Here is a 24,987-nt window from a genome sequence, read left to right as displayed (position 1 = left end):
AGCCACAGCTCTCCCTTTGTGAAAAATTTAGGGGGTGGCTAACTTGTACTTGAAATTTACGAGAGAAAATTTCTCTTGTAATTGATTTGAGAATAAAAACTGTGAAGCTTGAAGTGAAAATTTAATTAATGATTTTTGCTCATTCAATAATTTTTCATCTAGATTAAGAAACTTATCAAACACTTTTTGAACTGGTGATTTAGGTAATTCCCAGATTTTCTTACCTCCTGCGATCACACAAGATTTATTTGCATTCACCGAAAAATATGGAATATCCATATTCAATAACTGTTTTTCTTCAGATAAAGATAATTGTTCATGTGAAAAGAAATCTAATTTTTGCGATATCTTCTCAAATAAAATGTTTTCTTTTTTTTGAATAAATCGGAGATAGTAATAGTGATTTGATAATCCCATATTCCTTAGTATTCCTAAATAATATCCTAACTTTTATTTTATCTTCATATTTTTTTAGGGCATCAACAAACTCATTCCGATTTGTAATTATAATTTTACCGATCTCATCGAACCCTAAAAAATATACTCTAAATACTCCGAGGCTTTCAAATATTTATTTCCATCTTTAGTTTTAATGAAAGGTAAATGATTAAAAGTTTCCTTCTCTATCTCTTTACGCTCAATATGAATATCATCACGATATAAATTTACAACATCGCGCACCTCCCCTATAAATTTACCACCTAGGATCCCACTCGTGTCTCCTCCAAAGGATTGGTTCAATGAAGAAATAGGAAGTAAACCTGTATTCAATATTGAGTCATAATTCTTTTCAATAAGTATTCTCGTGGAGTCCTCTGCAGCCATTACTGGATAGGCTCCTATACTCCATATAGTCTCAACATCAACTAAAACTGGTTTCTTTCCAAATGCTATTAAATTTTCAAAATGCAAATCAGAAATATTTAAAACGTATGCAATACATAGAAGTCGCCCCATATTAATGTAAAAATCTTTTCCTTCGCTAATGCTTTGAATTTCCTTATGGCAAATATAACGCTCCCAATAATAGCCATCACGTTCCAAAAAATCCGGTATCAGAACAATCTTTTCTGTTAGGTTGCTACTAACTCTAGAAATTGGTTTATAAATTTATTTGAATTAATTGACTTATTTTTATAAACAACTTTATTCTCTCTGTAAGTTACTATACAAACACCTTTACCATTATGGATATCACCACTTATATCAATCGTAAGATGTTTATCATTAATAACACAGTCATCAGTTAAAATAAATTTTTGTGATTTTAACAAATTAAAATCTTCATAAAACTTAGTTCTGACATCTTCCTGTAGTTTTATATATTTTTTTATATGCGTCACTGTCCGAGATATAATTTCAGGAAATTCTACCTCAATTTCCCGAAGAATATCTCCTCGTAAACACAACACTTCATCAAAATATTGATAACGTTCCTCTGGAGTTCTCCCATCTAATTCTCCCAAGAGTCGTTTTCTATTACAAATGAATATTAATAAATTCATTTGTAAATCTAAAACTAACTTATAAATGTTTTGATAAAATGTATTATTGATATCAGGGACATACTTTTTAATAAATACCTTCAGATATCCATTAAATAATTCAGAATGTTTCGTCATAGTCATACTATCTTCTCTTCACTTATTTTTTAGTAAATACTTAAAAAATAAGCTAAAGTATATTGACATGATGGTAACTCTTAACTTCCATTAAATCAAATACCCCAGCCTATAAACTCGTAACTTAGATAAAGAAAATATTTTTTATTAACCTACTAACTTCACTTGAATACTATGAGCAACAAGTAAAGATAAACTGCCATGAGTTCATATGGCAATCATGCGAAATTGTTGGGACAACACCTTCTTTACCCGCACCAATAATTGTATCAAGTTCATCTAAACTAAGTTCTTGCAGGGTATTTGTAGCTTCAATATCAATAATATTTGTGTCTTTCATGGAAATCACCTCTTAAATATTTTCAAAGAATTGACTTTCTTTATCCTTGTTACACTATTAATTTTATATACCCAAAACAAAGTTTAGACAAAATAAACATTAAGACTACATTAATTTTTTATACCTCCTTCCATTTCATCGTAAGCGGTCAATAGCCGGCTACATTGCTTATCATTTCGTGTTATGGATGGCTTCTAGAAAGCAACTAGAGCTTTTAGAGAATTGGTCATCTGTTCAACAGCCATGGCACCGTTTCGAGCCACGGTCTCTCAACTCGCCAGCCTCAAACAAACTGTATAGAAGCTGCGCTTGCAACAGTTTGTAATTCATTGGCGTGCTTAACATGGCTAACAGATGCCCATTCTCTTTTGGCTCTAGTTAAGTAAATATCTATTTAGGTAACCCTCCTATGAACTGTGGAAATGATAAAAAAAAACGACTTACTCTTAAAAGTGTGTTTGGCAATTAAAAAATCAACCACTTTGGCAATTAAAATCCAACCAGCGTGGCAATTAAAATCCAGCCACCCCTGCGTTATTTATTACTTCGTTATTTATTGCATGGATGAATGCCTTAAGCGATAACTTTCTCCCTCGTGCATAATGAGTAATCCGTGATGGACCATGCGATCCAAAATAGCGGCGGTTAGCTTCTGATCATAGAAGATCGTATTCCATTCATTGAATGGTAAATTGGTGGTTAAAATCACACTCCTTCTCTCGTAACAATTGGAAATTACTTCAAAAAGCATTTGGGTTCCAAGTCGTTCAAATGGAAGATAGCCCCATTCGTCTAAAATTAAGAGCGCAGCTTTTTCTAATCTTTTCCAAAAACGGTCTTCTTTTCCCATTTTCTTTAACTCAACGAGATGGTTGACTAACTTACTGGTTTTGTAATAAAGAACAGGTTGGCTATTCAGACAGGTTTGGACTCCTAAAGCGGTCGCTAAATGCGTTTTTCCCGTCCCGGGCTGTCCATAAAGAATAAGATTTTGTTTCTTATCGACAAATTCACAGGTTTCGAGTAGTGCCGGTGTTAATTGACTAGGTAGAACAATATTTGAGTAGTCAAAACTGTCTAAACCTTTGAGGATTTCAAAGCCAGCTTGACGGATATAGCGTTTACTAATTTCAATTTTCCGTCTAGCCAGCGCTTCAGTAAGAATTTTAATCAGAAATTCTTCATGACTAGCGGCTTCAATCTCATGATAATATTCGGCAATAGAGCTAGCTAAACGTAATTGTCGACATAAGTCTAAGATGATTTCTTTACTCATAACTGGCCTCCAATAGTGATTGGTAGATATCAAGATTGAAAGCATATTCAGGGATCTATTCCAATACATGTGGCACTGGATTTTTGACCGTTCCCATATCCAAAGGTGGGTGTAAATGGAAGTAGAAAGCACTAATCATATCGTCCGTATCATCACCATATCGGGCAACTGCTTGATCTAAACTACCGATTACACGTTCATAATCGTACGTCTCTACCTGCTTGACAACCTCTTGTAAGACTCGTTTTGTCGCTGACAGGTCACTCTTTTCAAAGTATGTTTGTAAGTGACTAGGCAGCCCTGTAAAGAAGTTCGTATACTTAAGCGCCTTAGGCTTTTTTGAAAGGTCTAGGAGATAAGCCCCCAAATCATGGATTCTTGCTTATGACCATATAAGCGGGGATGTTTGACAATGTACTTGGCTTGATTGGTTAATATTTCAACCGTATGAGCCCCAATCTTAAGCACCAGCTCTTTACTTACAAGATGGCTTGCGGTTGAATAGATGTTGGTGTGATAAGTTACCATTGATATATTTACTAATTGTGGTGCGATCGAAACCAGTCTCCCTGGCGATGCTTCTGTTACTTTTCCCTTCCATGTTGTGCATCAATCGTATATCATAAATTTGGTTCACTGTTAACACCTCTAATCCATCTTTTCAGTGGTCGTATACTAAAAAGATATCGTATTAAGGGTGGCAGTGGACTTTTTTGGTTAAGTGGCTGGATTTTTAATTGCCACTTGGCTGATTTTTAGTTTAACAAATACAATTTTTGTCAAATACTGTTTGTAGTAAAATCGCTAAAGTATACATTAATGTAGTAGCTACTTTCACTATATAATGGAATCAAAAATCCACCTCCTTCAATTCTTGTTTTAAGAATAAAAGAAGTGGATATTCTTTTAAATGTACCTGGCTATCGACCGCTTCCATTTCATCTGGATATGTATGCTATAATAATATAAAATGAACAGCTTAGATAGGAGAGAGTTAATTATGAACTTTGAAGAAGTTCTATTAGCCAAAAACATCTTAATTGTCGATGATGATCTCGCATTAAACCGGTCAATAAAAGAAGTATTGCTAAATAATAAATTTGTAAACATTATAAGTGCGTATTCAATTGAAGAAGCAATTTCTATATACTCAAAAATAAATATCGAATTTGTTATATTAGATATTATGCTACCTGATGGGGAAGGGTTCGAGTTCGCTAAATATATTCGTCGTGAAAAACAAGAACTGCCTATTTTATTTTTAACTGCCAGGGACAATCCTACTGACGAAATAATTGGATTTGATATAGGCGGTGATGACTATGTTACTAAACCGTTTATTCCTAAAAATCTCGTGTATAGAATTCTTTCTCTATTAAGAAGAAGCTACAGAGATGAACTTGAAGTTATTTCAATCGGAGATTGTTTACTTAATCTGAGAGCTGCTACTATTGAAAAAAATAATGAGTGTATTACCTTAACTTCTATAGAGTTACAAATTCTAAAAAAGTTAATTGCTAATAAAAATTACATTGTCTCTATTGATTCTCTCTGTAATACTATTTGGGGAGAGCAATATTTCGGATATGAGAAATCCTTGATTGTTCATATTCGTAATATTAGAGAAAAAATTGAAGACAATCCTTCTAAACCTAAACATCTTCTGACAGCTAGAGGTCTTGGATATAAATTTATTCTATAAGGAGCTGACTATGAATAATAATATTTTAAAAAAGAGCCTTCTTAAATATATTTCATCTTTTATATTCATTATACTCTGCAATATCGCCATTCTATCAGTAACAGTATTTTATGTGAAGAAGCACCAAAATGTCACCCCGACTATCAACAATCTCGTAGATAACATATCAATTGATGAAAACTCTATTAATGTCACTAAAAGAGGACTAGATATTATAAAAAATAATAACTTATGGATTTTAGTCATTAATGATGCTGGAAATGAAGTTTTTAATATTGATAAACCTAGTAACATTGCATCCCATTTCACCTACTCTGAAGTCATTAAATTTTCCAAATACTACCTAAATGATTATCCAGTCTTTACTCAGGAAAAAGCTGGAAAGACTATTGTTATAGCCTTTCCAAAAAACAGAATAGCCCGCTATCAAACAAATTATCTTGATTTAGATAGTATTAAAACGCTTCCTATTATTGCAATTGGGGCTTTATTATTTAACTGTCTATATTTTTTCTTGCTTTATCACTATAGCAACAACTATATATACAAACATCTATCACCTCTTATCAAAGCAATTACTAATCTCCCTAGTGGTTTAAATGAAAGAATAGACTCTATTTCTGAATTAGATCGCCTAACGCATGCCATCAATAAGACCGATAACTTATTAAAACAAAACTCAAAGTTTAAAGAAGAATGGGTAGCTGGTATAGCCCATGATTTAAAGACACCATTGTCTGTTATTATATCTAATATTTCACTTGCAACTGAGAAAACTACTGACAAAGAGCTTATGAAATATCTGGACGCTAGCTTAATCGAAAGTAATTATATTCAAAACCTGCTAAACGACCTAAATGTTTTTGCTAGACTCACAAACAATGACCTACAACTAAATAAGGAACTCATAAATATTGTTCCCTTTTTCAGAAATATTATTATTCAAATAATTAATCAAGAGATTTGGGAAAATTTTATTTTTGAATTTAAAACCGACAACAATTTAATAGATAAAAAGATGAACGTAGAAAAAAATCTTATTTCACGTGTTGTTCATAATATCATTTATAACTCTGTGCTTCATAACCCTATAGGATGTGATGTTGAAATATCATTAAAATTATTATCAGAAAATTTTTTTACAATTACAATCCAAGATAATGGGATTGGCACCTCTCCTGAACGACTAAAAAACATTAATGAGATTGAAAAGTTTGAATTTGATATATCAGGAGTTCGTAGGAGTGGTATGGGTTTAAAAATTTCTAAACAAATAGTTGAAGCACATAATGGAATATTTAACATCACAAGCAAACAAGGGGAATACTTCCAAACAATAATTACCCTACCTATTCAATCATATATATCAGAGTCATAACCACCCGTGAAAACAGGCAGCTTCTACATCGGCTGTAAGCTACTCATCTCCAACGACGTCTAAGGATAATCGTTGGTTTTCGTTCAGTTTATATTTTCATAACTTGACTGCTGCCCGTAACAAGGGGTTTTTAATTTGTTCTAAATCCTCCATCAAAAAATAGACCGTAAATTTGTTCGTTAAATCCTAAATTCCCCCCGAAATTTGTCCACCATTTAATTTTTCACAAGCTCATTTATATAATCGTTGATGTCAATGTTGAATAATTCAAGGATGTCCTTTTGCTTACGAGTAAAAGTAGTTAATCGAACGCTACCATCTTTGCGTTTAATCCTTTGGATTTTATCCATTTCTGTGATCAAACCCTCAATAGTTGCTACAGGAGCTTTTTTACAATAGCTCAGTTGATTAGTCATGTAGGCTAAAATAATTTGAGCGATAAATCCAATAAAGAACTTCCCGTCTGTTGAAATTTGATGATGCGTCTTAAAACGGTTAAATTCTAGGTGATTCTTCATATCATCATAGTGTTTTTCAATTAAGTCTCGTCTACGATAGATTTCCAAGGCCTCTTTTACGCTCAAATCCTCAACATTTGAAATTAATCCAAACAGGCCACTCAATTTAAAGCTTTCCTCTATCTTATCGTTTTTTCGACTATATCCTGTTAAATATTGAATATCGCTGACCTCTACATTAAAGTAGGGGTCTTTTTTTAAACGGATTTGCTTATCCATATGTTTTTTCAGATCTTCTTCACTACGGTTGATACGGTCACTTAAGTTAGCAATATCTGCTCCTTTTTTCTCCAAATTCATATAAACGAAGCCATTAAAGGTCATATCATCCACTTGAATTGGAGCAGATTTTCCAAAACTAGGTAAAGTACCTAGATAACTTTCGAATGTTTCCAGATCTTTACTTTGGTTCAAAAGCCACTGACGATAAAGTTTTTGAGAATTAGGAAAAGCCATTAAGAAAGGAATGTGGTGTTGCTTAAGAAACGAAAGGTTTTCTTTGGTTAAAAATCCTTTATCCATCACAAAAACAGTCAGCTTCATATCGAGATCTTCCGCTAAGTCCATCATCTCAAGAATGTGTGCTTTATCGACAATGCTACCATCGTAGAGTTCATAACAAATAGGAAGATGTCTACTTTGTGAGTAAAACACGCCCAAATTCACTTGAGGTAAAAGTTCATGGTCTCGGTTATAACCCATGGCAGCCAAATCTATACTTTTACCATAGGTAGATACACTGCTGACATCATATGCTACATAATCTCCTTCGTTAACGATCAAGGTTTGCCAATCTTTAAAGAAATGCCAACGGCGAGAATGGCTAATAGCTTCATAAACAGGCCCTAACTTCCGCTGTGTAGGAGTTGATCCATAAGGATTATAATGGGTCAGATAGTAATCATCTAAGTACATCATCGTATTACCTTTAGAAAGCATAAACGAGGCAATAGAAAGAATAGAGTCAGCTATATCGTCAAAGTTTTTTGACAGCAATTCATCTACTTTTAATTGCTGAGCAAGGTTTTTTACCAATTGAGAAAAGCCTGCCTGTTGGATCTCAGTAATTTCCTCTTCAATAGGATCTGTTTTTGGAAAGTATTCCCAGTACTTTTGATTAGGGAAAAAGGTAGTTGGATCTTCTTCGTTTAGTTTTCCAATAGCTACATCTCGGTGAGTACGTGAACCGTTGCTTGTTACATAGTAAGAATCGATGTAATAAACATACCGATATTTACCATTTTTCTTGATAGAGACTCTTTTTTCTGGTAGTTTTATAGCTCTTATCTTAGCCATTGTGAACCCTCCTATCGTTATATCTATCACACAACGACGGGAGGCAGAAGGCAAGAAAAAATGATCAAAAATCTTTATTTTACAAGATTTTTGATCATTTTCTTTTGAGTATTGGATAAATATTGGGGGAATTTAGGTTTCATCAACTTCAACGACAAAAGCCCATCAAACCAGACTTTTGAGCCTCGACCTGCCCCACCATACCAACTCCTATTTTCCCTCGGCAAATCATCTCCTAGGGCAAAATTTCTACTTCCAAAGCCAAAAACGAGGTCCCCAGTCATCCATCGGACGCCCCAAAACCCCGACATTATGCGGTTTATTACTTAAATTTTTCAGCTAACGCATTTAGGAGAGTAGCTCACTGCGTTCGAACTCTCCTATAAAATCACCTACGCTCACGCTACGGAGATGAGTCTGTAACTCACTACGTTCGAACAGACTCAAGCAATACGACACACTCGACATGTGTCGATCTTAAGCTATGGATTGATTTTAGCAGGATGATTAGGCTGTTTAATTTAAATATCAATTTAACCCCATCCCTTGCCTCAACTATGATTGATTTGCACAACTACAAATTCTGGAAAAATAGGATGCTGTCTCTAATTATTCCTTCACGTTATTTTCCAATTCCAACAAGTACTTGTCAAAATCAGACACGAATCGTTGATCTTGTATCACACGATATTTTTCAAATTCTGTCTCTGCATGAATCTTAGCAATTTCAGTTGATACCTTTCCTGCATCTTGTAAAATGCCGTATTCGAACATCTCGATGAAACTGTTAAGTCTTTTTTCCCAGTCCTGCATGGTTAGCGGGATATGTCTTAACGTCATATTCTCAGCAAAATCCAAGTAAGCCGTTACCATACGGTTCAATTGTTTTATTTCATTTTGACTTAAATAGTTCTTGGCGATTGTTACATCACTTTTCTTAATCTTTCCGTCAGGCGCATCCGACCAAGTCGTTAATCCCATGTGCTTTCTGGAGTGATTTGCTCTTTCTACTATTAATTCAGCTGCTGTGTGACCATGAACTGCGTAATGCATTTTATTCTGAACGGAAGCGTAAAATCTTCGTGTCGTCGCGGAATTTTTATCGTAGTCTATGGCTGTAGCATACAGATCAGTTACTTTTTGATAAAACTTCCTTTCGCTTGCGCGAATTTCTCGAATTCGTTCTAACTGCTCATCAAAATATTTATCTGTCAAATAGGTTCCACGTTTGAGACGTTCATCATCCATAACCCACCCTTTGATGGTATAGTCCTTTGCTATTTGATTCACCCATTTACGAAATTGGACTGCGCGTTCGGAATTCACTTTGAAACCTACAGCAATAATCATCTCTAGAGAATAATGATTTGTCCTATATTTTTTCCCATCGGCTGCAGTTATTCGAAATTTTCGAATAACTGCAACTTCCAGGAGTTCATTATCTTCAAATATTTTCTTAATATGATAGTTTATCGTATTCGTGCCAACATCATACAATGTCGCCATCATTTTCTGGGTCAGCCAAATATTTTCATCTTCATAACGGATTTCAATGCTATCTTCTTGATCACCAACGGATGCAACGTAAGTTAGATATTCTGCAGCGCTCGAACGAATCAATTCTTGATCCTTTTTCAATTAAATTCATTCCTTTCATATTTCCATTACCAGTTCTAATACTTCTTTGATCCTTTGCTATATTTGGATGGATAATCTTTAAACAACGATAAATAAAAACGCTATCTATTTATTAAAAAGCCTCTTTTCTGATATAATACTGAAAGCGTTCAGGGAACGTACGTTCGTGTTTATTATAGTCTATTTTTAATATCCTTTCAATTTAAAAACAGCCCAGTAAAAATAACTGAGCTGTGATCCTGATTAATAAGTCGTTCACATTAAATATCCCCCAATGAAGATAGATCCCATCTAACATTTAGATACGTATGTGGTAACTTAGCTTCCTTACAATTATTTTAAGAGTAGATTATTCAAAAGCTCTTTCTTACTCGTATCAAAGGATAGTGTGACAAAATCCCCATAAGCTTCCACCTGAAGTTTAATCTGATCTTTTGCATGGATTAACTTCATAACCTTGACTTTCTGATAGGGGATGAATTGAATGAAGCAATTGGTTTTCATAAAGCAATTCACTCCCTTATGATTAATTCCCATTGCTAAAAAAGTAGACAGAAAAGTCCCTACCGCAAGAAAGACTGTGACTAAGCCCAGAACTGACTGATCCTTACAGAACCAATTCATCAGCCCTAGCAAGAATAATAAGGCTCGAGTGGTCAGTAGGGATAAAATTTAATATTTTAATGAATCCTCGTATGCAAAAATATGTCCATAATAGCTCAAAAATATAGTTCTAAAGGTTTAAGCTTGGTAATTGGAATAACATAAACTCCATCATTCCTTTTATAAGCAAAAGGTGTTTTGGCGCATATTGTATTGCGCGTTCGTAATTAACCTCGAAGCCGACAGCAATAATCATTTGAAGGTTATAATGCAAGGTGTTACGAGCTAGCTGACGAGAGCCTTCTGTTTGAACTATCCGGAATTTCCGGATAGTTGATTCCTTTGAAGCTCTGAGTCATAATAAATTTTTCCAATATGCTCATTGATCGTCCGAACATCAACACCAATATAAGGTAGCTAACATTTTCTGGGTCAGCCAAATATTCTCATCTTCATAACGTATTTCAACGCTATCTTCTTGGTCGCCAACAGAAGCAATGTAGGTTAATATTCCGTGGCGCTGGAACGAATCATTTCTTGATCCCTTTTCAATTCACTTCACTTCTTTCATATTTCCATTACCAGTTCTAATACTTCTTTGATCCTGTTGCTAAATTTTTGACTGATAATCTTTAAACAATGATAAATAAAAACGCTATCTATTTATTAAAAAGCCGCTTTACTGCTATAATACTGAAGCTCTCAAAAGAACATACGTTCGCTTTTATTATAGTCTATTTTTTCTAGCCTTTCAATTAAAAACGGCTCTCAAACACTTCGACAGTGCTTAGGAGCCTTTATTCCTTAGCTTTTTTCACTTTCGCTTACGAATCAAAGCTGATTCGCTAACTCATTACATTGGAACCAACTCTAACAATACTACACACTCCTTTTGTGTCGGTCATACGGTATAAATTGATTTGAACATGATGAGTGTATCATTTTGATTTGACTCTTATTTATAAATATCCCTTCGATGGCCAACATGAATATTAGTAATGATGAAAAAATTTTCATCAACCAGAGAAATTATTCGATAGTCACCCACCCTAAACCGAACATAGTCCCTCAAATCACCCCTCAGTGTTTTACCAGGGGTCGTCGGAAAATCTACATTGACTAAATGCTTACCTATCCATTTCAGGATTTGCTTTTGAACACCTTTATCCAAACGAGCAAATTCTTTTTCAAAACTTGAAGCAAAGACCACTTGATATTTAGCCATATTGTTCCATCATTTCATCAAAGGTCTTAACTTTTTTACCAGCTTTCACCCATTCATCGTAAGCTTGATCTGCCATCATCACATCGAAATCATTTTCTAATTTTTCCAAAATTGCTGTACGAATAAACTCTGCCTTGGAAATTTTTTTAGCATACGTATATCGCTCAAGCGATTCATTAAGTTGTTCATCTAATCTAACCGAAATTGGAGAAGCCATACGATCACTCCCTGTAGTTCACTTTAACTACATTCTAACACAGGCATGATCTTACGGCAAGAAATAATCCTTTAATCAATTTTTTCATATCTGGTTCAGATCCTAGAAATTCACACCTAGTTTATTACATATTTAAAGTATTCCGTATCCTCAGCGATACTCAACTTTCAATTGATGTTTTTAAGGGCTATCTTAAGACTGTTTATTATCTAATTTTTTAGCTAAGGCATTTAGGAGAGTAACTCACTACGTTCGAACTCTCCTATAAAATCACCTGCTCTCACGCTACGGAGCTGAATCTGTGCACTGCATACTTTATCCGTAAGTCGTTAAACTCCTACGGCTAAAGCATAACTCACTATGTTCGAACACATTCTAGCAATACGGTGCACTCCACATGTGTCGGCTTAAAGCTATGGATTGGATTTACCATGGTGGTTAGGTGGTTTTATTGTCACTATGATTGATCTTTATTTTCTACCGAATGTTCAAGTCTTCTCAGAGCTTCTAAATAATCTACCTCTACTGGCGATAAAGTTTGTGCCTGATATTTACGATATTCCTTCTTTGCCTTATCAACCGCTTGTTGATGACTAAGAAAAACTATAAACTAATTTACTTTAAGAATCCCCCTAAAGTTAGATTAATTGGTCTAACTTTAGGGGGAGCGATTTCACTTTGAGAGTAACAGTCTCTACATAGCTTGGGAGTTCAGGAAGGATGACTTATTACTACTCATCTGGGTTACTGATCAACGCTTGTAATTCTTTGGTCAGCATTTAAAGGCCTTTAAGCTGTGCTATTTGATCACGCTTCGCATAAATTACTGCGATAATTTGAATTCCTCTTCATCAATCCGATTCACACGCTGAGGCATTGTTTCGAGAGACTGCATTCAGCTTTAAGTAACCGAAGAATCTCTATCATTGTTAGCTGTTACTTTGTCTAGGAGTAGTTTGCCATCTGTTGAAGTTTCTGCCTATAGAAGTTCTAATATTATTTGTTAAACTCCTAAAGAAAAGGATAATTTTTCTTCGCAATAAGCTTCTATTTTACACCGATCCTGATAGGTTAAATGTTTCCTATTCGATAGAGATGTGTTACTATTGGTGTGCGTCATGTAAATTCATCCTTTCATTGTTTGTCGTGCAACTACAATGTTAACATGAAATTTACATGGCGTCTTTTTTTCACAATTGAGTGGCTAAGTTCATTCTAAAATCCACCGATAAATTTTGGGGGAATTTAGGTGATAATCAAAATAAAGACCGAACAATTTCAGGTTTTCCAGCCCACTCTTATCCTCATAGAGATAGTCATTTTCAAGTAACATGGCATGATCAGTTTTGACTTGAACTTCTCCTTGGTCTAGCTGATATAGACCGGTCAAAATTCGTAGTAGTGAGGTCTTCCCGGATCAATTAGTTGCTAGAAATGTGGTGGACAACTGGAAAATCGACTCACGTATAGGTATTGCCAGATGTGACCGTTGAGACAATTGCTCCTTTACAAGCATAACGACTTTATGTGGTATCCCATTCCTCAGGTAAGTTCAAATCACTTGAACGGTTGGAACCCAAAGAACGTGCTAGACCTTCATTAGTCACTTGAACGGTTGAGCCATTAATCGGCACAAATTTCCCAGATGAATCTTTAACATATTCTAGACCAATGTCACTATGATTGAGGGAAGAATGCGTGAAGACACCTGATTTTCTTTGGAGAAGGCAACTTGCGAACCATCTCCCAAAAAATACTTAGCAACTACACGAAACTCCATCTTGTCTGTTCGCCAATCACCATTTCCATCATTTCGATAGGCAATGAAGCCCTCGGTTGGATCATTTGGCACAACTCTAGGAGAAACTCCCTTTTTTGTACAGCTCGTAGCTCAAGTTTAATACCATCATAAAAAAGAATGCTTTATTTTGTTATCACAATACATTGAGGGAAAAGAAAATGTTGCTTTTACACTACAAATATTGTAATATTGTAGTGTAAAAGCAACATTAGAGGGAGTAAGCATGTCAAAAAAAGAGAGTCTACTTGAATTTATAGAAAACCACAATGGCATTATCACCTATAGAGATTGTAAAGCTCTAAATATTCCAACAATATATTTGACAAGACTAGAAAAAGAAGGGATTCTATACCGCGTCGAGAAAGGAATTTTCCTAACCCAGAATGGAGACTACGACGAATACTACTTCTTTCAGTACCGTTATCCCAAGGCTATTTTCTCTTATATCTCAGCGCTTTACTTGCAACAATTTACAGATGAAATTCCTCAATATTTTGACGTAACCATTCCTAGAGGCTACCGTTTTAATACTCCTCCAGCTAACCTGAACATTCATTTCGTTTCTAAGGAATATAGCGAACTAGGAATTACTCTTGTAAAAACCTCTATGGGGAACGAGGTAAGAGTCTATGATTTCGAACGTATTATCTGTGATTTTGTGATTCATCGAGAAAAAATAGATACTGAGCTTTTTGTCAAAACACTTCAACTTTACGGAAACTATCCTAAAAAAAATCTTACAAAACTCTATGAATATGCGACAAAAATGAACACCTTAGACAAGGTCAAACAAACTCTAGAGGTCCTAATATGAATAAAGCAAAGCTAACAGCACTTTGTCATAAAATATCAAAGAATACTGGATTAACCTTTAATTCCGTGATGACCTATTACTTTCTAGAAGTGATTTTGAAAAAATTAAGTCAGAGTACCTATTCAAATCACTATATCTTTAAAGGAGGATTCCTACTGTCAAATGTTATTGGAGTTGAATCTCGTAGCACGGTTGATATTGATTTTTTGTTCCATCAAATGACACTCTCAGAAGATACTGTGAAGCAGCAACTCAAGGAAATTTTAGCAGATTCAGAAGAAGGTATTTCTTTCACAATTCAATCTATCACAGCAATTAAAGAAAGTGATGACTATGGTGGCTATCGTGCAACCATTTTGTGCCAACTTGATAATATTAAACAAGTTATCCATTTGGATATTGCGACAGGTGATGTTGTAACTCCTCAGCCGATTACATATGACTATAAAGCTATTTTTGATGAAGACAATTTTCCAATCATTGCTTATACAATTGAAACAATCTTAGCTGAGAAACTTCAAACCATCTATTCACGTAACTTCTTGAACAGCAGAAGCAAAGATTTTTACGATATTTATATTCTTTCAAAACTGAAGAAAGAAGACATTGACTTCATTCAATTGAAAAATGCCTGTCAGAGGACATTTTCATATCGTGAAACAGAAATCGATTTTGAAAAGATTATTGAACTACTCGAGAGGTTCAAATCTGACCCTATTCAGAATAAACAATGGCAAAATTATTCGAAAAAATATAGCTATACAAAAGGGATTTCCCTTGCAGACGTTCTTGATGAGATGATTCGTCTCATAAAAGTTCTCATTTCTATAAATTCTGACTAATCATGACAAAAAATAAAAAAGGATATGGTAACGTTTATACATTTTGTTAGCATATCCTTTTTTATTTCGTCGTATATGCAAAACTCAAACTACTATCCACTCCTGATATTCTACGGAAGGTGTAGTTCGGATTGCCATTATAGTTGGTTTCGGAGATGAGTAATGAGCCATCAGGGTAGACTTTTTCGACAAAAACCACATGCCCGTATTCTGCTGGTGTGCCATGTCCTCCTCCCGCAAAGGGGGAAAATAGCTCCTGTTTGCGGACTTGTTCCAGTTTCCCCCACCGAAACTTGCGGCTGTACGCACACAATCCTGGACATTGCCCATGGTACTGATAATTGAAATTTTCTCACCATTTTTACCTTTGAGTCTTAGACCCAGTTGGTTGATACGGGCTGCGACGCCCCAAGTACATTGGCAGTAGGCATACACCATACCGTCACCACCTCCTGGAATAGAGTTCTCAAAGAGGTCTCCGTGTACAGCTTCAAGTGCTTTAGGATCACTTTGTGCAGTCCCACCGTTGGGTTGACTAAAGCCTTTTTCAATTTGGTAATACCATTCACTTGCCCATTCCTGACGCTCAAGTAGCTTATCACCACTATTACCTTCCCAGTAAATGAGAAAGAGTTGGGCAAGACTAGCTGGACTTCCTGAATTTTTGAAGAAGTCCTTTAACCAGTTGGTGTAATAAGGACTATCCCCATGCAACAAGAAATACAGTTGCAACCCCAAGTCATACCACTTTTGATGTTTTCCTTTGGCATATTCGAGCAATAAGGTATGTCTGCGTGCCCCATCCGAGGTATCTGTCCATTGGCCTAAGCCTAAACCACATTTGAGAATATTTGGGTAACGTCCATTGTAACCTAAATCCCTCAAAATTTATCCAATGCTCAAAAGAAACTGCTCAAAATCTTTATGTTACAAGATTTTTTGATCAGTTTTTCTTGACTTTCTCCTCCTGTAGTTGTGTGATAGATACATCTTTCTGCTTCTTTCTTCTTTTCTATCTGAGTTGTCTCATTTTCAATATGCTCAACTATTCGTGCATTGCTAAGAATTTTTATTTCATAAGCTGTTCCTAACATATGATAGATGAGTTTCATCATATGTTCCTTTGCTTCATCAGGAGTCATATTTAATTGAACACTCTCACATCCAGCGTCTAACATTTCATCTATCTGTGTATCACTGCTTAACTGTATTCCAGTCTCATTATTCTGTTTTTTCTCGATAATTGCTTGTGCTTTTGTCTTACCTGAGACAAAGTTCTTTTCATCTACCCACTTACCTTTAATCCACGGTTTTGCTTTTGAATGCCACCAAGGACTAACCATATGTTCATGCAATTGAACCATGCCATATCTTACTGCTTCAGCAATTGCTACTCCAAGTGCTTGCACAAGTTGCTGTTGTTCAGGAGTTAGTTCGACACGCTCTTGCTCGTGTTGTTCTATCGGATATTCATATCGAAGTTCATCAATCTCAACTTCCTCCCATTCGACGATATCAGTCGTTTTATTGTTCTCATCTTGACTTACACCTCGAACTCTACCTTCATTATCCTTATGCCTAACAAGATGATCCCCCTCTTTCAGAATTTGACTATATACCTTTTAGCCCATAAAAAATCATCTCCTCAATCAGGTTTTCTTTTTACATATGTTAGTTCTATGTCGTAACCCATCGCTTCCATCATGCTAATAAAGGTCTTATTCACCACACCATCTGACATAACATCTGCTTCAATATCAGCAAACTCAAAATCAGGGCTATTGTTAGACATGAGTTTTACTTTTTTACCATTTTGACTTTGTTCTGCTACAGGAGTCGCTTTGCCACCAGCTTTGACTCGTCTGCCACCACGGTATATTCCATCTTTTGCCGATAGTTAGCACTCCTTTCTCATCTTTAATTTTTAGAATTTCTTTAATACCCACTTTGAAGCTCGCTTTTTGTGCGTAATTCTCTGCGCCCGTTCCCTTATCGATATGTTTTTAGAGATTTAGCCACCCCTTTTGCTTTTTGCTTGCAATTGTTTAACATTCGCAATACAATAATGCTATAGGGGGTGTCTATCTATGGCTAAAACTGCAAATATTAACGTTCGTATCGAACCAGAAGTGAAAAAAAATGCCGAGGATCTCTTTGGCAGCTTTGGCATTTCTGTAACTGATGCTATCAACATATTCTTACGCACTTCCATCATGGAAGGCGGTTTTCCTTTCTTAATAAAACAACCAAGATATAATGCCGAAACGAAAGCTGCCATACAAGAAGTAAGAGATATACTATCTAGCAAAATACAAGCAAAAACATACAATTCCGCCAAAGAGCTCTTTGACGCTCTCGATGCAGAGGATTGATTTATGCTTAAACTTCAAGTATCTACTAAGTTTCGCAAAGACTACAAAAGATTAAAAAAGCGTGGTTATAATCTTGCCTTGCTTAAAGACGTCCTTGATAGATTGTGTGCTAAAGAAACGCTCACAACTAAATATAGAGATCATGCACTTTCAGGCTCTTATCAAGGTTTCAGAGAATGCCATATTCAACCTGATTGGCTTTTGATCTATGCAATACATGATGATAAGCTTATTCTTGTAGCTTCTAGAACAGGAACACATGCCGATTTGTTCGATATGTAAACCAGAAAGTCACTCTACAGGTGGCTTTTTCCTGACTTTGACACTTAAAAGATAAAAAAGCGAGTATAGATGTTGATTTAACAACGTTTATACTCGATTTGCTTTTTTTGATCTGTATATACTAGAGTTTCACTTGTGTGGTTCTTTCACCAAATACTAAGGGCTTTAAATGAAGAGCTTTTAGTATAGCTTTAAAATCGTCATTCGGTTGATGCTTTATAAAATAATCGTAGCCTGTGTCTTGGGTAGTGTCAAATAAATTGTGTAAACTGTCTTGTAAGACTGTAGATATAGTAGCAGTAAATTAAATACACGGGTAGTGACTCCTTTTTGATTGTTTTGGTTGGTATCTACAATCTTACAAAAGGCAGGCCCTTTTTTCTATGGTTGTTTGGAGGTTACACAACAAATTTTACACTATGATGTTCCCACAAGGTATTTTTCTCAATAAAAAATGGCTTTTAAGATTTTTTATAAAATCCTAAAAGCCTTTGATTTCAACAGTTTTATATCCTATTATCTTATTTCTTTGACATCAATACGACGCACTCAGCGGTTCGTCGTTACCGCTTCGCCGCGTCGCTTCACTCCTTGCTCTGCGACGACTATCGCACAGGTCTCCGTTATTACTTACTTCGTCGTTTCACTCCTAGTAAGTAATACTACGGCCTCGACATGGCTCGCAAAAACAGTATGAATAACAAGTCGTATTGTCCGTTCGTGGAAACTTGTCGAGTACACTTTTTAACGATAGGACAAGGCTATCGTTAAAAGGTTTAAGCTGTAATGATAATTATTTTCTAACATTTTATTATAAACGAAATTTTAATATTTACAATCCACTGATTATGTTGATTTTTTTTATATCTGCTCTCTGACTTTGACCTTTTGTCCGTTGACATAAAGGTAATATTCTTTGGGCATATATGTTTCCTCCATTTCTTTTTTGTCTGCGTTTTTAGACAAAAAAGGAGGACTTCTGCACATAGGCATAAGAAGTCCTCTAAAATGAAAGAAACTTGCTCTTTCTCTATATTTTAAATTTGATTTTTTATGATAATTACCAGTATCAAAAAGGTCTATTGTTTTTTTCTATATGAATAACAGACCCTAAATAATACATAGCAATTACCTCCATTATTTAATCCATTTTTTCTCCTTCTTAATTATTTAAGCTCCAGTTTTCCGACTTTGATTTAGCATCTACAAAGTCTTTATAAATTCCATCTTGCCTCATCAATTCGTCATGTGTACCACGCTGTTCAATACAGCCTTTATTCAAAACCAATATTTGATTCGCATTTCTAATCGTCTTTAGTCTATGTGCAATCATAATAACTGTTTTATTCTTGGTAAGTGATTCAATCGCCAATTTTAGTTTATCTTCATTTTCAGGATCAACATTTGCTGTTGCCTCATCGAAAATAATAATAGGAGCATCTTTTAACATCGCTCTTGCGATAGAAATTCTCTGCTTTTCTCCTCCTGAAAGTGAAGCCCCACCTTCACCTATGAAAGTGTCATATCCTTGTGGAAGAGAAACTATAAAATCATGACACTGTGCTTTTAGGGCTACTTCTATCACATCTTCTCTTGTTGCATTTTGATTTCCAAACTTTATATTATTTTCAATAGTATCTTCAAATAAATATACATCTTGAAATACCATGGAAAGATTATTCATAAGATTTTCAACGGTATAATCTTTAATATTATTTCCACCTATTTTTATTTCACCACTATTAACATCCCAAAATCGTGCAATTAAATTGCATAATGTAGTTTTCCCAGAACCCGATTTACCTACAATAGCTGTCATCTCATTCTCTTTAATAACGCATGTAACATTATCTAGAACTCTTCTATTGTCATAAGAAAACCCTATATTGTTAATATAGATATCATGATTTTGTATCATGAACTTTATATCGCCTTCATCAATTTCAGGCATATGATTAACATATTCATATGAATCGATAGCATTCTCTGCAATTCGTAAAATTGCCATATTAGAACCTGCTCCAATCAGTCCATCAAAAATTGTGAAGCTTGCTATCATCAATACAACCGTATCCGCAATATCTAAGTTTCCAGAAAGATTTAACTTAATACAAAAAAACAACATCCCTACAATTGTCAATCCTATTGCTATTCTTTGAGCTATTGTGTATGGAATAATCATTTTTTCAAGCGAGAGCGTAGTTTTGTAACTATTATCAATCGCATCATTCAAATTCTTATTGTTCTTACCGCCTAAATTGTATGATTTAATAACTTGCATTCCTTGAATTGTTGACAGTACATTCTTAGTCAAATATGTCTGAATATTTGACATATCAGCTGCATTTTTTCTTGAACGTTTTTCCATTAAGAAAGTAACAAATAAAAATACTGTCATACCAATTAATGCCACAAAACCTATTTCCAAATTTATGATAAATATGGATAAAACAAATACGAATGTATTTAAAAAGCCTCCCAAAACATTAACGAGCAATACTGGTATCCAAGACTCAATTTGTGTAAGATTTGTAGTTGCCAAAGTAGTTAATTTGCCTAGGCTGAAATTATTAAAGAATCCCATGGGAACTCTTTTTATTTTTTCTCCCAACTCTATTCTTTTATTTGCTGCCATAAAATATCCCGCATGTGTTTGATTCATTTGAGATATATTTTGTGTGATAATCTTGCCCATCAAACTAATAATTAATACTGCTAATACGATGATAATATCTTGTTGCACGACATTTTGCTTGAATAGGCATTTTAGCATATAATAAATTGCCACAAATTGAGATGCATTAAATACAGCATGAAAGAATGCTGCTACTATTGACTTTGTTAAGTTATTTCTCTCTCTGCCGGAGAAGAACCAGATTTTTTTAAATACACTTATCATGCTTCATCCTCCTTATCTAATGCCATACACATAGCGCAATATAATTTTGACTTCGCTAGTAGTTCTTCATGATTTCCACTGTTTTCAAGCATCCCATTATTAATTACAAATATTTTATCAGCTCCTTTTATTGTGTTTAGCCTGTGAGCTATAACAATTAAGGTTTTTCCCTTTACTAATTTTGAAATCGCTGCCTGAATAATATTTTCATTCTCTGGATCTATATACGATGTAGCCTCATCCAAAATTATAATTGGCGAATTTTTAAGCATTGCCCTAGCAATAGATATTCTTTGCCTTTCTCCTCCTGATAGATGTCCACCGCCTTCCCCAACAATGGTGTCATACCCATTAGAAAGCTCTCTAATAAAACTGTCGCACCCCGCTTTAATTGCAATTTGCTCAACTTCTTCATCTGTTGCATTCGGATTACCGAGTCTAATATTTTCTTTAACCGAAACATCAAACAAATAATTGTCTTGGGACACATAAGATATTAATTTTGAAAGTTGTTTTAACGGAATATCGTTCAAGTCTATTCCGTCAATTTTAATATGACCACTTTCAACATTCCAAAAGCCTGCTAAAAGTTTCGCTATTGTCGATTTCCCACTTCCAGATTCACCTACCAAAGCATTAAATGTTCCTTCTTTGAAGGTTAAATTTAAATTCTTAATTATTTGTTTTTCTCCATTATATGAAAAATCAACATCAATAAATTCAACATCAAACTTTTCAATTGGTTGGATAGTTGTCCCACATTTTATTTTTTTTGAAGCTAAAAGGCTCTCTACACTACTCGATATAGTGCCGATTCGTGCCAAATCATCTGTATAATTTAATGCTTTGAGTAGATTTGATACTGTAGCAAAAGATAGTATGACTATTGTTATCAATGTTTCTATTTCAATGCTACCATTTTGATAAAAAATCATTCCAAATGGTATGACTGTCAAAATTCCCATTGGTGATAATATACGACCAACAGAAACTCTTTTCATACATCTCCCCATCCAATCATAATAAAATTGTGCATTGTCATTAACAGAATCACTATATTTTTGGTAAGAAGTATTACTTTGATTAAATGCTTTAATAACTTCAATACCACCAATATATTCAACCAATGCATTATTCATTTTTTGACCTAAAACTACAGATTCCTTATAGTTTTTCGTGTACTCTTCATTCATCACTGACTTCATAAAACTCATGCCAACAATAAAAGGAAGTAGAGATACCAGACCTAATCGCCAGTCCAGAGTAAGCATATATATTATAAGAAATACCGGGCCAACTACATTGGCTGTCATTTCTGGTAATATATGAGATAAGGTTGTTTCCATACTATCAACTTTATCTACAATTATGTCTTTCAAAGTTCCAGAACTAATTCTGGTAATATCACCTAACGGCATTTCAAATAATTTATTTGAAATTTCTTTTCGGATATCCCTTAATGATTGAAATGTTGCAGTATGAGAAATTGTCGTTGATATTCCTGCTGATATTTCTTTAATTAAAAACATTCCTGCTATAATCAATAATTTATTTAAGTACAATTCCCAATTTGAATTCCCGTTAATTAACTCTGCTATAAGACTTGCAAGAATCATATATGAGATTAAGCCAGCCAATACACCCAAAATAGCAAACAAGACGGAAAAAGAAAATTGAGTAGATCGTTTTTTTATACATTGCCTAATTATATTCATCTAACAATTTCTCCCTCTCTTTTATTTGTTCTCCCTCTTGCAAATAAAGAAATTTATCACTTGTAGCTTTAGCTAAAAGTAAATCATGTGTAATAATAATCACTATTTTCCCTTTTGCAGAAAGAAGTTTTACCCATTTGATAATTGCACGTAATCCATCTCCATCCATTCCACTTGTTGGCTCATCTAATATATAAACATCTGCATCTGAACAATATGCTGCAGCTAATATTACTCTTTGCTTTTCTCCTCCTGACAATGATGCCGGGTGTCTATCTTTTAGTTCATTCAAGCTAAAAGCATTTAAGCTATCCACCATATCTTGCTTTAATTTTTCAGTTGTCTTTTTACCAATTGAAATTTCACCTACAACTGAATCTGAATATAATTGATAATCTGCATCTTGCATAACAAAATAGCAAAATTTATTTCTTAGATTTCTGTTTGCTGCTTTTCCTTTATATTTGATAGTTCCTCTATTTTCTTTTAGAAGCCCACTGATAACTTTACATAATGTAGTTTTTCCTGCTCCATTGTTTCCTAACAGTGAAATAACCTCTCCTTTATATAACTTCAAATTAATGTCATCAATTCCTGAATTTGTTCTTTTATAGTGAAAATGTAAGGACTCAATATCTAAAATTAAATTTTTTGACTTTTCAGTCTTACTACTTTTATTTATCGTTTTCGGTCTCAATCCAAGCTTTGATAAATTTTCATTATCAAGACTTTCAAACTCTTCCTTTGTCCAGATTTTCCTTAACATGCCTTTATCAATATAAAAAAATCTATTTACTACTTCCTTAAACGGTTCAAGCCTATGCTCACTTATAATAATAGAGATTCCTCTATCTTTAATTTTTTTAATTATTTTTATTAAAACTTTAACTCCATCTGCATCTAAATTTGATGTTGGCTCATCAAGTATCAACACTTTAGGTTGTAAAATTAAAGAAGAAGCAATTGCAACTTTTTGTTTTTGACCACTAGATAATTCATCTATATTTTTTGAAAGTAAATGTTCAATTCCGACAAATTCAACAATCTCGTCAAGTTTTTTCTTTATTTCATATGCAGAAATTCCTATATTTTCTGCCGCAAAACAAATCTCATCTTGAACGTTATTCATAAAAAATTGGCTTCTTGGATCTTGAAAAACAACGCCAAATAATTTGGCACGTTCCTCTGAATCCATTTCAGCCGGAATTTGTTTATCTATTTCAACTTTCCCTTTAAGATTCCCCTCATAAAAAACAGGAGCCAACCCACTGACAGTTCGTAAAATTGTACTTTTCCCTGATCCCGATTTGCCACAAAGTACAACACATTCCCCTGATTTTATAGAAAAATCAATCTTATTGATAGAAGAATCTCCATCACTATAAGAAAAAATACATTTTGAAATTCTATCATCTTTATACTCCAAAATATATTAGTCCTGTGTCTTTGTCCATCGTGTCCATATATAAGTCTCTAAGCCATCTACCAGAGGAATCATATTCTGTTAGCTTATATCCACCAGTACCTGTATTCATTTGAGCCTTAAGGTTATCAATGGCACTTTGGACTCTTTCATTATCTATTTTTCTTGTGACTATACCTTCTTCTTTTATCTGCCTTACTGCATCTTGAGAACTTTGGATATATCCTTTACTTTGATTACTTCCGAGCACCACCTTAATTTCTCCAGGCTTTTGCAGTGGTATGGTCTGTTTCATAACGGGAAAGATTCTATCCATTCCAAATGGATAGGCTCTGCATCTTACCCTATCCCCGCATTCAATGGTTTCTGTAGAGATTCCAAACTCAGATAAGTCAACAGCTGAAAGGTTTAGCTCTACCATTTCAAACTGATTATCCTTAAGCCACTCTGCTCCTTTTCTTAAAAGATTTGCAGGAATGGTAACATCATCCCAGCGTACCACCTTACAAACCCAACCAAATTCAGTGAGTGCCTCTTTAGAAACAAGATAGTTCTTACCATTATTTACTGAAGTAATATCTGTATATTGTTTTAGGACAGCATTAGCATCACCTTCTATTTCCTTACCAAGTGGAATGATGACTGTTGCCACATCTTCTGCAGATAAGTCCTCCGTATAATCAAGAAGATTAAGTCCAAACTCTATGCTCTGATCTGTGTCTTTTCCCATTTCTTCAACCTATAAACCATATAACACGTTTTTCTATACCTGTTTTTAATTCAGTAGGAACAATAAAATGTATAGAGGTGGTCTACTATGCGTAAAAAAGAAGATAAATATGATTTTAGAGCCTTTGGTTTAGCCATTAAAGAAGCTCGATTGAAACGAGGTTTAACTCGTGAACAAGTGGGAGCATTGATTGAAATTGACCCACGGTACTTAACTAATATTGAAAATAAAGGGCAACACCCCAGCATACAAGTTCTTTATGACCTTGTATCGTTACTTCATGTTTCCGTTGAT

25 protein-coding genes and 3 pseudogenes are annotated in these 24,987 nt (G+C 34.5%); 7 read left to right on the top strand and 21 right to left on the bottom strand.

The genetic code is table 11. From position 1 onward, the window contains the following. Window positions 1-27 precede the first annotated feature (27 nt). The 7 genes from D3H64_RS02895 to D3H64_RS02865 form a co-directional block, all read right to left on the bottom strand. Complete coding sequence (locus D3H64_RS02895; protein ID WP_121564626.1) at window positions 28-417, bottom strand: hypothetical protein; 390 nt, start codon at window positions 415-417, stop codon at window positions 28-30. Between the two features lie 114 nt (window positions 418-531). Then, window positions 532-1,059 (bottom strand): DUF4135 domain-containing protein, encoded by a 528-nt coding sequence (locus D3H64_RS02890; RefSeq protein ID WP_370448444.1) that lies wholly within the window; start codon window positions 1,057-1,059, stop codon window positions 532-534. A gap of 14 nt (window positions 1,060-1,073) precedes the next feature. Further along, entirely contained in the window at window positions 1,074-1,628 is a 555-nt protein-coding gene (locus D3H64_RS02885) for a hypothetical protein (RefSeq protein ID WP_121564621.1), read from the bottom strand. A gap of 166 nt (window positions 1,629-1,794) precedes the next feature. Further along, the gene (locus tag D3H64_RS02880; RefSeq protein ID WP_121564619.1) at window positions 1,795-1,962 is read right to left on the bottom strand and encodes a lacticin 481 family lantibiotic; all 168 of its coding nucleotides are present in this window, start codon (window positions 1,960-1,962) and stop codon (window positions 1,795-1,797) included. A 553-nt stretch (window positions 1,963-2,515) separates the two neighbouring features. Further along, window positions 2,516-3,238 (bottom strand): IS21-like element helper ATPase IstB, encoded by a 723-nt coding sequence (istB, locus tag D3H64_RS02875; protein WP_121564617.1) that lies wholly within the window; start codon window positions 3,236-3,238, stop codon window positions 2,516-2,518. Window positions 3,239-3,293: 55 nt separating this feature from the next. Continuing rightward, window positions 3,294-3,605 (bottom strand): hypothetical protein, encoded by a 312-nt coding sequence (locus D3H64_RS02870; protein ID WP_121564615.1) that lies wholly within the window; start codon window positions 3,603-3,605, stop codon window positions 3,294-3,296. Window positions 3,606-3,713: 108 nt separating this feature from the next. Next, on the bottom strand, window positions 3,714-3,884 hold the full coding sequence (locus tag D3H64_RS02865; RefSeq protein ID WP_147429890.1) for a helix-turn-helix domain-containing protein: 171 nt from the start codon (window positions 3,882-3,884) through the stop codon (window positions 3,714-3,716). A gap of 354 nt (window positions 3,885-4,238) precedes the next feature. On the opposite strand from D3H64_RS02865, the gene D3H64_RS02860 reads away from it, so the two are divergent. Further along, on the top strand, window positions 4,239-4,940 hold the full coding sequence (locus D3H64_RS02860) for a response regulator transcription factor (RefSeq protein WP_121564611.1): 702 nt from the start codon (window positions 4,239-4,241) through the stop codon (window positions 4,938-4,940). A 10-nt stretch (window positions 4,941-4,950) separates the two neighbouring features. Next, entirely contained in the window at window positions 4,951-6,318 is a 1,368-nt protein-coding gene (locus D3H64_RS02855; RefSeq protein ID WP_121564609.1) for a sensor histidine kinase KdpD, read from the top strand. A gap of 215 nt (window positions 6,319-6,533) precedes the next feature. Here D3H64_RS02855 and D3H64_RS02850 read toward each other — a convergent pair whose 3' ends face one another. From D3H64_RS02850 to D3H64_RS02815, 7 genes and pseudogenes are all read right to left on the bottom strand, one after another. Then, entirely contained in the window at window positions 6,534-8,132 is a 1,599-nt protein-coding gene (locus D3H64_RS02850; RefSeq protein WP_121564607.1) for a transposase, read from the bottom strand. Between the two features lie 609 nt (window positions 8,133-8,741). Beyond that, the gene (locus D3H64_RS02840) at window positions 8,742-9,752 is read right to left on the bottom strand and encodes a virulence RhuM family protein (RefSeq protein WP_233554871.1); all 1,011 of its coding nucleotides are present in this window, start codon (window positions 9,750-9,752) and stop codon (window positions 8,742-8,744) included. Between the two features lie 351 nt (window positions 9,753-10,103). After that, window positions 10,104-10,274 carry a hypothetical protein gene (locus tag D3H64_RS10185; RefSeq protein WP_158589202.1) on the bottom strand — a complete coding sequence of 57 codons (171 nt, stop codon included), beginning with the start codon at window positions 10,272-10,274 and terminating at the stop codon, window positions 10,104-10,106. A gap of 304 nt (window positions 10,275-10,578) precedes the next feature. Continuing rightward, window positions 10,579-10,907, bottom strand: a pseudogene (rhuM, locus tag D3H64_RS02835) (RhuM family protein); the annotation flags it as partial. 421 nt (window positions 10,908-11,328) lie between these two features. Continuing rightward, on the bottom strand, window positions 11,329-11,598 hold the full coding sequence (locus D3H64_RS02830) for a type II toxin-antitoxin system RelE/ParE family toxin (protein ID WP_121564601.1): 270 nt from the start codon (window positions 11,596-11,598) through the stop codon (window positions 11,329-11,331). Then, window positions 11,591-11,815, bottom strand: coding sequence for a type II toxin-antitoxin system RelB family antitoxin (relB, locus tag D3H64_RS02825; protein WP_121564599.1), 225 nt, complete (start codon window positions 11,813-11,815; stop codon window positions 11,591-11,593). The genes D3H64_RS02830 and relB overlap by 8 nt, the downstream gene beginning before the upstream one ends. A 1,463-nt stretch (window positions 11,816-13,278) precedes the next feature. Next, window positions 13,279-13,670 (bottom strand): annotated as a pseudogene (locus D3H64_RS02815) (GbpC/Spa domain-containing protein); the annotation flags it as partial. 169 nt (window positions 13,671-13,839) lie between these two features. Here D3H64_RS02815 and D3H64_RS02810 point away from each other — a divergent pair. After that, entirely contained in the window at window positions 13,840-14,430 is a 591-nt protein-coding gene (locus D3H64_RS02810) for a type IV toxin-antitoxin system AbiEi family antitoxin domain-containing protein (protein ID WP_121564597.1), read from the top strand. Continuing rightward, entirely contained in the window at window positions 14,427-15,272 is an 846-nt protein-coding gene (locus D3H64_RS02805) for a nucleotidyl transferase AbiEii/AbiGii toxin family protein (RefSeq protein WP_121564595.1), read from the top strand. Before D3H64_RS02810 ends, D3H64_RS02805 begins: the two co-directional genes overlap by 4 nt. Window positions 15,273-15,333: 61 nt before the next feature. Here D3H64_RS02805 and D3H64_RS10180 read toward each other — a convergent pair. From D3H64_RS10180 to D3H64_RS10380, 3 genes and pseudogenes are all read right to left on the bottom strand, one after another. After that, window positions 15,334-16,142 (bottom strand): annotated as a pseudogene (locus D3H64_RS10180) (phage tail tip lysozyme); the annotation flags it as partial. Between the two features lie 29 nt (window positions 16,143-16,171). After that, window positions 16,172-16,681 carry a hypothetical protein gene (locus D3H64_RS02795; RefSeq protein WP_121564593.1) on the bottom strand — a complete coding sequence of 170 codons (510 nt, stop codon included), beginning with the start codon at window positions 16,679-16,681 and terminating at the stop codon, window positions 16,172-16,174. A gap of 236 nt (window positions 16,682-16,917) precedes the next feature. After that, entirely contained in the window at window positions 16,918-17,064 is a 147-nt protein-coding gene (locus tag D3H64_RS10380) for a hypothetical protein (RefSeq protein WP_233554870.1), read from the bottom strand. A gap of 295 nt (window positions 17,065-17,359) precedes the next feature. On the opposite strand from D3H64_RS10380, the gene D3H64_RS02790 reads away from it, so the two are divergent. Continuing rightward, window positions 17,360-17,644, top strand: coding sequence for a type II toxin-antitoxin system RelB/DinJ family antitoxin (locus D3H64_RS02790; protein ID WP_121564591.1), 285 nt, complete (start codon window positions 17,360-17,362; stop codon window positions 17,642-17,644). Window positions 17,645-17,647: 3 nt separating this feature from the next. Beyond that, window positions 17,648-17,926 carry a type II toxin-antitoxin system YafQ family toxin gene (locus D3H64_RS02785; protein ID WP_121564589.1) on the top strand — a complete coding sequence of 93 codons (279 nt, stop codon included), beginning with the start codon at window positions 17,648-17,650 and terminating at the stop codon, window positions 17,924-17,926. A 1,162-nt stretch (window positions 17,927-19,088) separates the two neighbouring features. On the opposite strand, the gene D3H64_RS02780 is transcribed toward D3H64_RS02785, so the two are convergent. The 4 genes from D3H64_RS02780 to D3H64_RS02765 are packed head-to-tail and all read right to left on the bottom strand — an operon-like array spanning window position 19,089 to window position 24,693. After that, the gene (locus tag D3H64_RS02780; RefSeq protein ID WP_065956984.1) at window positions 19,089-20,825 is read right to left on the bottom strand and encodes an ABC transporter ATP-binding protein; all 1,737 of its coding nucleotides are present in this window, start codon (window positions 20,823-20,825) and stop codon (window positions 19,089-19,091) included. Next, window positions 20,822-22,540: an ABC transporter ATP-binding protein gene (locus D3H64_RS02775; RefSeq protein ID WP_063633145.1), complete on the bottom strand. Its 1,719-nt coding sequence runs from the start codon at window positions 22,538-22,540 to the stop codon at window positions 20,822-20,824. Before D3H64_RS02775 ends, D3H64_RS02780 begins: the two co-directional genes overlap by 4 nt. Further along, complete coding sequence (locus tag D3H64_RS02770) at window positions 22,527-23,966, bottom strand: ABC transporter ATP-binding protein (RefSeq protein WP_199700125.1); 1,440 nt, start codon at window positions 23,964-23,966, stop codon at window positions 22,527-22,529. Before D3H64_RS02770 ends, D3H64_RS02775 begins: the two co-directional genes overlap by 14 nt. Then, window positions 23,956-24,693 (bottom strand): phage tail spike protein, encoded by a 738-nt coding sequence (locus D3H64_RS02765; RefSeq protein ID WP_233554869.1) that lies wholly within the window; start codon window positions 24,691-24,693, stop codon window positions 23,956-23,958. The genes D3H64_RS02770 and D3H64_RS02765 overlap by 11 nt, the downstream gene beginning before the upstream one ends. Window positions 24,694-24,780: 87 nt before the next feature. Here D3H64_RS02765 and D3H64_RS02760 point away from each other — a divergent pair. Next, window positions 24,781-24,987 (top strand): helix-turn-helix domain-containing protein (locus tag D3H64_RS02760; protein WP_147429888.1); only part of this gene is annotated, 207 nt, incomplete at its 3' end.

It is taken from the genome of Atopobacter sp. AH10, assembly GCF_003664595.1.
Classification (GTDB): domain Bacteria; phylum Bacillota; class Bacilli; order Lactobacillales; family Aerococcaceae; genus Atopobacter.
This window is presented reverse-complemented; position numbering and strand designations above follow the sequence as displayed.

Coding starts and splice junctions, on each gene's coding strand:
- D3H64_RS02775 (WP_063633145.1), bottom strand. CDS start 22,540: ATGAATATAATTAGGCAATGTATAAAAAAACGATCTACTCAATTTTCT.
- D3H64_RS02780 (WP_065956984.1), bottom strand. CDS start 20,825: ATGATAAGTGTATTTAAAAAAATCTGGTTCTTCTCCGGCAGAGAGAGA.
- D3H64_RS02830 (WP_121564601.1), bottom strand. CDS start 11,598: ATGGCTAAATATCAAGTGGTCTTTGCTTCAAGTTTTGAAAAAGAATTT.
- D3H64_RS02860 (WP_121564611.1), top strand. CDS start 4,239: ATGAACTTTGAAGAAGTTCTATTAGCCAAAAACATCTTAATTGTCGAT.
- D3H64_RS02810 (WP_121564597.1), top strand. CDS start 13,840: ATGTCAAAAAAAGAGAGTCTACTTGAATTTATAGAAAACCACAATGGC.
- D3H64_RS02880 (WP_121564619.1), bottom strand. CDS start 1,962: ATGAAAGACACAAATATTATTGATATTGAAGCTACAAATACCCTGCAA.
- D3H64_RS02805 (WP_121564595.1), top strand. CDS start 14,427: ATGAATAAAGCAAAGCTAACAGCACTTTGTCATAAAATATCAAAGAAT.
- D3H64_RS10185 (WP_158589202.1), bottom strand. CDS start 10,274: ATGAAAACCAATTGCTTCATTCAATTCATCCCCTATCAGAAAGTCAAG.
- D3H64_RS02785 (WP_121564589.1), top strand. CDS start 17,648: ATGCTTAAACTTCAAGTATCTACTAAGTTTCGCAAAGACTACAAAAGA.
- D3H64_RS02855 (WP_121564609.1), top strand. CDS start 4,951: ATGAATAATAATATTTTAAAAAAGAGCCTTCTTAAATATATTTCATCT.
- istB (WP_121564617.1), bottom strand. CDS start 3,238: ATGAGTAAAGAAATCATCTTAGACTTATGTCGACAATTACGTTTAGCT.
- D3H64_RS02885 (WP_121564621.1), bottom strand. CDS start 1,628: ATGACTATGACGAAACATTCTGAATTATTTAATGGATATCTGAAGGTA.
- D3H64_RS02895 (WP_121564626.1), bottom strand. CDS start 417: ATGGGATTATCAAATCACTATTACTATCTCCGATTTATTCAAAAAAAA.
- relB (WP_121564599.1), bottom strand. CDS start 11,815: ATGGCTTCTCCAATTTCGGTTAGATTAGATGAACAACTTAATGAATCG.
- D3H64_RS10380 (WP_233554870.1), bottom strand. CDS start 17,064: ATGTCTAACAATAGCCCTGATTTTGAGTTTGCTGATATTGAAGCAGAT.
- D3H64_RS02790 (WP_121564591.1), top strand. CDS start 17,360: ATGGCTAAAACTGCAAATATTAACGTTCGTATCGAACCAGAAGTGAAA.
- D3H64_RS02850 (WP_121564607.1), bottom strand. CDS start 8,132: ATGGCTAAGATAAGAGCTATAAAACTACCAGAAAAAAGAGTCTCTATC.
- D3H64_RS02765 (WP_233554869.1), bottom strand. CDS start 24,693: ATGGGAAAAGACACAGATCAGAGCATAGAGTTTGGACTTAATCTTCTT.